This window comes from Roseofilum reptotaenium CS-1145, from assembly GCF_028330985.1.
Lineage (GTDB): Bacteria > Cyanobacteriota > Cyanobacteriia > Cyanobacteriales > Desertifilaceae > Roseofilum > Roseofilum reptotaenium.
On the sequence record NZ_JAQMUE010000042.1, the window covers coordinates 1 to 8,179 of the forward strand.

General features: G+C 44.0%; 9 protein-coding genes. 6 read left to right on the forward strand and 3 right to left on the reverse strand.

Annotation, left to right across the window (positions count from 1 at the left end):
- Positions 1-118: 118 nt before the first annotated feature.
- From PN466_RS07055 to PN466_RS07065, 3 genes are all read right to left on the reverse strand, one after another.
- Entirely contained in the window at positions 119-1,114 is a 996-nt protein-coding gene (locus tag PN466_RS07055; RefSeq protein ID WP_271938138.1) for an AAA family ATPase, read from the reverse strand.
- 753 nt (positions 1,115-1,867) lie between these two features.
- Positions 1,868-2,503 (reverse strand): MotA/TolQ/ExbB proton channel family protein, encoded by a 636-nt coding sequence (locus PN466_RS07060; RefSeq protein WP_271938140.1) that lies wholly within the window; start codon positions 2,501-2,503, stop codon positions 1,868-1,870.
- A 6-nt stretch (positions 2,504-2,509) separates the two neighbouring features.
- Positions 2,510-3,304, reverse strand: a complete 795-nt coding sequence (locus PN466_RS07065) for an LmeA family phospholipid-binding protein (protein WP_271938141.1) — start codon at positions 3,302-3,304, stop codon at positions 2,510-2,512.
- Between the two features lie 361 nt (positions 3,305-3,665).
- Here PN466_RS07065 and PN466_RS07070 point away from each other — a divergent pair, with 361 nt between their 5' ends.
- From PN466_RS07070 to tadA, 6 genes are all read left to right on the forward strand, one after another.
- On the forward strand, positions 3,666-4,139 hold the full coding sequence (locus PN466_RS07070) for a phycobilisome protein (protein WP_271938142.1): 474 nt from the start codon (positions 3,666-3,668) through the stop codon (positions 4,137-4,139).
- A 35-nt stretch (positions 4,140-4,174) separates the two neighbouring features.
- On the forward strand, positions 4,175-4,891 hold the full coding sequence (locus PN466_RS07075) for a phycobilisome rod-core linker polypeptide (RefSeq protein ID WP_271938143.1): 717 nt from the start codon (positions 4,175-4,177) through the stop codon (positions 4,889-4,891).
- A 138-nt stretch (positions 4,892-5,029) separates the two neighbouring features.
- Positions 5,030-6,409, forward strand: coding sequence for a CHAT domain-containing protein (locus tag PN466_RS07080; RefSeq protein WP_271938144.1), 1,380 nt, complete (start codon positions 5,030-5,032; stop codon positions 6,407-6,409).
- A gap of 33 nt (positions 6,410-6,442) precedes the next feature.
- On the forward strand, positions 6,443-7,066 hold the full coding sequence (locus PN466_RS07085) for a hypothetical protein (RefSeq protein ID WP_271938145.1): 624 nt from the start codon (positions 6,443-6,445) through the stop codon (positions 7,064-7,066).
- 87 nt (positions 7,067-7,153) lie between these two features.
- On the forward strand, positions 7,154-7,459 hold the full coding sequence (gene grxC / locus PN466_RS07090; RefSeq protein ID WP_271938147.1) for a glutaredoxin 3: 306 nt from the start codon (positions 7,154-7,156) through the stop codon (positions 7,457-7,459).
- A 92-nt stretch (positions 7,460-7,551) separates the two neighbouring features.
- Positions 7,552-7,989, forward strand: a complete 438-nt coding sequence (gene tadA / locus PN466_RS07095) for a tRNA adenosine(34) deaminase TadA (protein WP_271938148.1) — start codon at positions 7,552-7,554, stop codon at positions 7,987-7,989.
- Positions 7,990-8,179: the final 190 nt, after the last annotated feature.

Here is an 8,179-nt window from a genome sequence, read left to right on the forward strand (position 1 = left end):
CTCGATCAGCTAGAAGAAGTGTTGTACCAGCGCTGCCAAACCTTATTGAAACAGCCAGAATTAATTGGAGGGTTAACCGATTTTTACGGGTGGAGTGAACTCACTGCTATATCACAACTTATTCAACGGACTTGATATCACTTCTCTTGATTTTCCCAGGAGAAGTGTTTCGGAGTTCGTAAGCCAATAGTCCTACTTGTCCAGAGTACCTCACTACTTCCGTTAAGTTCCATGTATTATCCCCATTAGCGAAGTCATCCAGGTCATCTACTGGTGGGAACTTTTCATTAATAGGGGCTAGTTGTGCATTGTCGCCGACAAAGAGGATTTTACCTCTATACTTGATTAATAAATCTCCTAAATCCCCCTCATTAATCATTGAATATTCATCCGCAATAACCACTTGGAATTGGTCTAAATCCTTGGGGTTAATGGTCAAGAACTCCTTCTCCATCTTCTGATTATTTTCTACTGGTTGCTTGCCTAACACTTGGGCTATTGTCAGAAAGTGATATTCGATAAATTTGTTATCAAGTGAGTTGAAGTTAGCCTTCAGGACTTTTAGCGCTTTGTTGGTCGGTGAACATAATAAAACCTTGAACGGTTCTTGTAACGGTAAGCCTTGAATACAAGCTGAGATTGTGTACGTTTTACCAGTGCCGGCATAGCCAACTAATCTCTTTAATTTGCTATCTGGGTTACTGGTTAATAACCAATTCTGAATAGCCGTATACGCTACCGATTGCTCATAAGTGAAGTTAGTTAAGTTCGACTGTTTCTTGTACTCTGCTTTTCTGACTCTTAACTCGTTAATCTCCTTCACACAGCGGCTAGAAATCCTTTCAATTAATTCAATTAATTCCAGCGCGAATTCAACATCCATATTACTTGCAATCTTCATCAGAGTTATTCCTGTTTTGCGGTCTATTTTGTCTTTTTTAGTTAGTAAATCCTTGGTGATTCCTGCTAGATGAGATTCAAAAATAGAGCATTGTTCGATGTCTCGAATTAACACCCTATTTATTGTCATCTCTGTTATATACCCCTCGATTGATTCCCCGTTAACATCGTTGCCATAGACGTAATCGCCTACTTTGAAGGCTTCTAATCTCATTCTCTTTTCTTCCAAACAACACTGTTTTTAACCATCGATTGGACGTACCCTAAATTAAACATTACGTTTTTGATGTCTGATGCTTTGGGTTTCTCTAGTAGTTCATTTTGTCTCCCCAATAAAAGCTGGTTGAACTGCCTAACTTTGATGTAAGGTAAATCTCCTATTTCTTCATCGTCCAGCAAACTCTTGATGACTCCTGACAGGGGATTGAATGTCCCTAGTGTAGCTCGATTCACCGTTCTGTCTTTACTAGGGTTGTCGGTTCAAGTCCTCCAGGGCGCGTTATCGTCAATCTTCGATCCCGTAAGGCTTTGTCCTCCGAAGTCAGAGATATAAGAGTCTTGGCTCTACCTAAAGTCTGCCTAAAGCCACTCTAACCCCCTCCATGGCGCTGGGGGTCAAATTGGGTAAAAGCATACCTTTTTTGAATTTTCTTTTCTGGTCATCTGAGATTGCACTGCAACTTCGCAGTGCAAATCCAACTTAGGGGAGACAGAGGTAGTCTGGAGCCACGAAACTAGAAACCCACACGACTCATACCATTTCTCCATGATATTGCGCTTAATGAATACTCTCAGACAATTGCCTCAATAGAAATCATTAGTTGCAAACTTAAAGAGAAATGGTGTCAGAACATTCTCATAGAGGAGATTGGCAGCGCCTACAAGATGAATTCTCTCCCTCAATGGCTATCAGCTATTCCCTAAACAATTAAGTTATGGTTTGAGGGAAAATGTAGGTTTAAAAGGTTCAATGAGTTAAACGTTTTCGGTAAATCAGTTCTAGTTGTCCACCATATTCTTGGATCAGGGCAAGTTGTCGGCGATATAAACCTCGAAATAGGTTGGTAAAAAGTAGAGTAACGATCGCGACTACCAATCCTACAGCAGTAGAAATTAAAGCTTCACTAATCCCTGCGGTTACGCCAAGATTGTCCATACCTCCCAGATCTCCAATACGCAGGGAAGAAAAAGCGTGAATCAGCCCGAGAATAGTGCCCAATAAGCCTAGAAGAGGGGAAACGGTAATCACTGTTTCAAAGAGAGTATTAAATCGCTTCAGGATGGGAATTTCTGCTTGTCCAGCACTTTCAAGAGCTAATCGAAATTCTTCTGGCGTGGGTTGATCAAGTTCTAAGGGAGCCAGGAAAATTCTCGCCAGAGGTAAATCTCGGTTCTGATCCAATTTCATCAAGGCCGTTTGCACATCCTGACGATAGATCCGTACAACCTCTTGGGCTAACGGTTTTTGGCGGCGAGTAATTTGCCACCAAAAAACCAGTCGTTCGAGGATCAAGGTAGTTGCTAGGACAGAAAATCCTAACAACGGCACAATAACAATTCCACCAAAGGAAACTAGGCTGTCGATCGCGTTTAGGATAGCCATGAGAAGCTAAGTATCGGGAAAATGATCGATTTGAGCATAGCCACTAAAGAGTAGGTTTTTGCCTTGAGTTTCTAGGCGATTAATCCGCAAGGTTACCCCATCTAGGTTAAATCGATCTAAATCAACCATATCATTTAAGATGTCAGCCAGCGCTTGGGTAAAGCTTTGAGCGCGATCGCACAATTCTGGGGGAATATTATCCGGTTCAAATTGAGCGTCACTAAACAGGATGCGCCGCCGACGTTCCACCACCAACGTTGCTCTCATGGCGATCGGAATTAAATCAGCATTGCCCACATCTGTTATCGCAAACAGTCGAATTTGGTTGTTGGGGAGCAACTCAACCGATACCTCCTTAAACGAAACAGGGTGTCCTCCAGATAACTCCGTCAAAGCCGGCTGCGTCAAATTCTCCAACCGTTTCGTCACCAATTTTGCCTGGAAGGACTGGTTAATACCAGACTCAGACAAGGTAATTTGGGCAACCGCTTGAGTCGGTTGCTTCAAGCGCAATTTCCCCCCCAGCAGAGCGCCAAAATCAAGGGCTACAGCATCTGTCTGAAAAGACATCTCTTCCATGGGAAAATCATTACGAATGACCAACCCCCGCCCTTGCATTTGCAAACCATCGATCGCCCCTTGTAGAAGTTTGCTGGATGGATAACAGCGAATAGACACCTCAATCGATTCACTACGGGTGAACAGATGACGAAGAGACTGGCTCGCCACGCTATTGAGGAGTTTCTCTCCCATATCTGTATTTCCAGGACTACCAAAGAAACCGGTGACACCAGTAAACATGCTGTTTTTGGGTTAGATACAAGTTCTACACTCGATTAATGTAACAAACTGTAAAGCAACCGACAACAGGCCACCCCTGAGGAAGGAGCAATCTGACTGAGAGGACAGGTTTTAGGATCGGGGAATACAGAACGTTGCACTCTGGTGACAAAGGAGTACAGCTTGAAGGCTTAGGATCTAAGCCATACAAGTCCCTATTATTGCCATAGATCAAAACAGGTCAAACATTTTATTAAGAATCAATTCAACAGCTTGAGAATAGTTTAAGGTTAAGGCAACCTAGTAGAAGAGAAGTACGCAAGACTTCAGAAATTAATAGATAAGTCAAGCTTGATTCTAAGCATCTTCCGAGGTTATAACTATGCATACTTTAAATCACGATCTAGATACTAAATTGATAGAGGCAGATGGCCGATACCTCAATACGCAAGAACTTTATCCCTTAGAGCAGTATTTACAAAGCTATCAACTCCGGCTACAAACCTATCAGCTTCTGAGTGAAAACAGTGAAAAGCTGATTGTGAATACCCTCCGTAAATTTGCCCAAGCCTATCCAGAGTTGATTAAAAACCATGGCGCTCGATGCAAATATGATATGGGGTCTGTAATCCGTTATATTGCCTTGTCAATTTTGCGCAATGACGAGTTGTTCTTCAAAGAACAAATGATGTTTTGGTTAGACACTATTTTAGTGGCCTACAAGCGCACCAGTCATTGCACGAGGGTTTATGACTATTTGCACAAAGAAGTCGATCATCTGTTACCCCCTAACTGTAGTAGTTTAGTGCATCCTTATATAAAACTTATTACGGTGATGTTGAACTCCCATGTTTAAGTAAATCTATCCTGCTTGTGGAGGAGAATAAACCCATGAACTGCCCCCTTAAATCCATAACTGTCAGTCGCACTTCATCGCTTGAAGAACGGCAGCAGGCACTTGTTTCTATCTACTACCAAGTGTTGGAACGTCAGCCTTATCAATATGAGCACAAGGTTTTGAAGAAGGCAGAACATCAGTTTTTGCATGATAAAATTGGAGTCCGTCGATTTTTGAAAGAGCTAGGTCATTCTTCAGTTTATCTAGATTCTTTTTACCACCGTTACTCCAACGTGAAGTTCTTAGAAATCTGCTTAAAACACTTCCTGGGACGTGCGCCAAAAGATAAGGTGGAAATTCAACGCTATTCGCAGATTTTAACGACCAGAGGGGTCGATCAGTTAATCACCTCAATTCTTGATTCAGAAGAATACCGGAAAGTGTTTGGGTGTTTTACCGTTCCTTATGCGCGATCGCTAAAATATTACGACTCTCCTAAATCTTACCTAGAAACCCAGTGGTTGAACGCCGAGCATATTGGACAACGGGGAACCTCCATACCGACTCGGTATTGGCATGACTTAGGCTTGGTGTGTGAAGCAGGGGTTTGTCATCCTGAAGCCGGTGAAATCCTCCATCCTCCAATTTCCAACGAGGTTGAACTCGCCGTTCAGCAGTTAGTTAGATTAATTGAATCTGAACAAGGAAAACAAGCGTTAGCCTCGATTGCACCTCAAAAACTGGAAAAACTGCGGGCAGTGATTGGTTAATGATTCAGCCCTATTTGTTCTGTCTCCATAATTCAAACCTGCTTCAGCAGGTTTTTTTCTGTCTAGAGCAATTATTCCGTAGGAATCTTAAATCTGTTATCACAGAGAAGATTCTGCCCTATCTTAAAGATCAACCTTATGTTTGATCGTCATCTTATGCATAAACGAGCAACTCGCTGGATCTCCCACCTGCTCCTATTTGTGGTTGTATTGAGTTTGATCGTACTCAACAACCATTTAAGCTGGAGTCTATCCCCTAAAACAAAAGAGTCTTCAGATCGACAAGACTTAATCAAGCTTGTTAACCATATCGAGCAGGTATGGAAACAAGAGTTTACCCATTACTTCCAATCCGATCCTAGAGATATCGAAGAGCTACAAGCACCAGAAATTTCCCAATTTCTAGCTCAAAAGGAGAAAGAAACAGGACAAACTCCAGCCCTTGTGTATATCCATCCAATGCCGGATAACCTAGAATTACTGTTGATTACGCCTAAGGGTAATTTGATCCATCATCAGATTCCAGAAGCATCGGGAAGTAACTTGGTGAATATAGTGAATGAATTTCGCTCTACGGTTACCAATCCCCGATATCTCCGCACAACGCGATATAAAGCTTCAGCGCAACAACTCTATGAGTGGATGATCAGCCCGATAGAAGCCGAATTAGAGACAGAAGGGATTGACACCTTGTTGTTATGTGCAGGAGTGGGATTAAGATCGGTTCCCTTTGCTGCGTTGTTTGATGGTGAGCAATTTTTGGTGGAAAAATATAGTTTGGTGATAATCCCAGCCTTTAACTTAATGACGGTGGGCACCGAAAACACCCAAAAGACCCAACTTTTGGCTATGGGAGCTTCTGAATTTCAGGAGCTAGAGCCTCTCCCCGCTGTTGCTCTAGAATTGGAATTGCTCCGTGATGGAGTGGTACAAGGGGACAGAGCTTGGGAAAGTCGCGCCTTTTTCAATGAAGAATTTACCTTAGATAACTTACAAGCTCAATTGCAATCCCAGGATTTTGATATTGTTCATTTAGCCACCCATGCTGAATTTCAGCCCGGACAACCGCAGCAATCCTATATTCAATTTTGGGATAGTCAGCTCACGCTGGATCGGATTCGCCAACTGCCGTTGGACGATCCACCTTTGGATTTGCTGGTTCTGAGTGCTTGTCGAACGGCTATTGGCGATCCAGAGGCGGAGTTAGGATTTGCCGGGTTGGCGTTTGAAAGTGGGGTACAATCGGCATTAGCGAGTCTTTGGTATGTCAGTGATGGGGGAACGTTGGCGCTGATGAGTGAGTTTTATCAGCAGTTACCCCGATCGCCGATTAAAGCAGAAGCCTTGCGCCAAGCGCAAATTTCCCTCCTGCGAGGACAAGTGAGTTTAAGAGATCGCCAATTACGGGGAAGTCGGGGAGCGGTAGACTTGCCTTCAGAATTGGGGAACTTAGCGATCGAAAATTTGGCAGCGCCGTTTTATTGGGCAGCATTTACTCTAATTGGTTCTCCTTGGTAGAGGATAGGGGAATGGGAAGTGTAATACGCCAGAATGGGAAAAAATGAATCTGAATTGGAGGATATGCTGATGAGATTTAGCGCTCAACGGAGACAATGGGTTGCGGTTGCTCTGGCAACCCTGCTGTTGGTATCGGGTTGTGCCAGTGGTACAGGAACGTCGTCTTCAAGCAGTAGCCAGCGGAATGCACCCACCCAAACGCAGCCCAAGAAGACATCAGAAGATACCACTCAATCCTGGCAAAATACCCAACGGGAAACCACCCAACGCAATGCTGCACCAGCCGTGAAGAAAGAAGCGCTTCCGGGTTCTAGTTTTAACCGCTTTTTCCCGAAGTCTGCGGATGGATATCAGGTGGTTGCGGCTCAGGAGAAAAAGGGATTTGCTGAGTATAAGCTCAAGAAGGGGGGCGCGGATATGGCAGTTTTGTCGATTTCCGATACGATTAGTTTGCCTGCGGCTCGGAAAAAGTATGAAAACAGTACCCAGACCATTGGAGGATTTCCAGCGGCAAATCAAGGTAGCAATATTACGGGAGTTCTGGTGGCAGATCGGTTTCAAGTGAAGGCACAATCTCGCGATCAGTCGTTTACACAAAGCGATCGTCAAACTTGGCTGCAAAAGTTTGATTTACAAGGGTTATCGAGATTACAATAAACTAAATTGTTGAAGACAAGGGGCCCCCAGCCTCTTGTCTTTCAAGACTCAATGGATACGAACTTTTAAGGATTATTTGATAGTATCATGCTCGATTTTCTCAAGCCTTGGTTAGGTCGTTCTTCAGAGCCGATTAAAGCGAACGTTGAAATTTACACTTGGCAAACCTGCCCATTCTGTATCCGAGCCAAATTATTATTGTGGTGGAAAGGCGTTTCCTATACAGAATATAAGATCGATGGAGATGAAGTGGCTCGAAGCCAAATGGCAGAACGGGCACAAGGACGGCGCTCCGTTCCACAAATCTTCATTAACGATCGCCACATTGGAGGCTGTGATGAGCTGTATGCTTTAGAGGAACAAGGAGAACTCAATCCTTTACTGACCGAATAAACCTATCACTGTTTGAGCCTAAACTTTTTCTATCTCCGTGTCCCCCCATTCTCCCATCCCCCCATCCCCTGTACCAGTATCATCACCATTGGATGACTCGCGCTCTGGAGCTGGCACAAACTGCCGGTGAAGCAGGGGAAGTGCCTGTGGGAGCAGTCATTGTCGATATCGAGGGACATTTAATTGCAGAAGGAGCCAATCATAAAGAGCGCGATCGCGATCCGACTGCCCATGCTGAGATCTGTGCCATTCGTGCGGCTGGCGATCGCCTCAACTCTTCTTATTTAGAAGGCTGTACCCTCTATGTTACCTTGGAGCCTTGCCCCATGTGCGCTGGGGCCATTATTCATGCTCGTTTACAGCAGTTGGTTTATGGGGTTGATGACCCCAAAACCGGTGCGATTCGCACCGTATTAAATCTTCCTGATAGTCCCGCGTCTAACCATCATCTTCAAGTCTTATCGGGTGTACTCGAATCTCCCTGTCGTCAGCAGTTACAATCCTGGTTTGCTCAACGTAGAAGGGGGTAGGGCGAAGCACTAGAGAATAGGGAAGAAGGGACTAACGAAATAGTTACAGCCCACATTCCGCACGACAAAGTGTAGCATAGATAATGAGACCAAGTGGAGGGAATATTTACCCGGAAAAAAAACTGGAGAAAAACGAGAAACCATAGGAAAATAGAAGTGATTGTATGGCTCAAAGCCTGGTCAGTGTCTA

Coding starts and splice junctions, on each gene's coding strand:
- PN466_RS07060 (WP_271938140.1), bottom strand. CDS start 2,503: ATGGCTATCCTAAACGCGATCGACAGCCTAGTTTCCTTTGGTGGAATT.
- PN466_RS07070 (WP_271938142.1), top strand. CDS start 3,666: ATGCATACTTTAAATCACGATCTAGATACTAAATTGATAGAGGCAGAT.
- PN466_RS07085 (WP_271938145.1), top strand. CDS start 6,443: ATGGGAAAAAATGAATCTGAATTGGAGGATATGCTGATGAGATTTAGC.
- PN466_RS07065 (WP_271938141.1), bottom strand. CDS start 3,304: ATGTTTACTGGTGTCACCGGTTTCTTTGGTAGTCCTGGAAATACAGAT.
- grxC (WP_271938147.1), top strand. CDS start 7,154: ATGCTCGATTTTCTCAAGCCTTGGTTAGGTCGTTCTTCAGAGCCGATT.
- PN466_RS07055 (WP_271938138.1), bottom strand. CDS start 1,114: ATGAGATTAGAAGCCTTCAAAGTAGGCGATTACGTCTATGGCAACGAT.
- PN466_RS07075 (WP_271938143.1), top strand. CDS start 4,175: ATGAACTGCCCCCTTAAATCCATAACTGTCAGTCGCACTTCATCGCTT.
- PN466_RS07080 (WP_271938144.1), top strand. CDS start 5,030: ATGTTTGATCGTCATCTTATGCATAAACGAGCAACTCGCTGGATCTCC.
- tadA (WP_271938148.1), top strand. CDS start 7,552: ATGACTCGCGCTCTGGAGCTGGCACAAACTGCCGGTGAAGCAGGGGAA.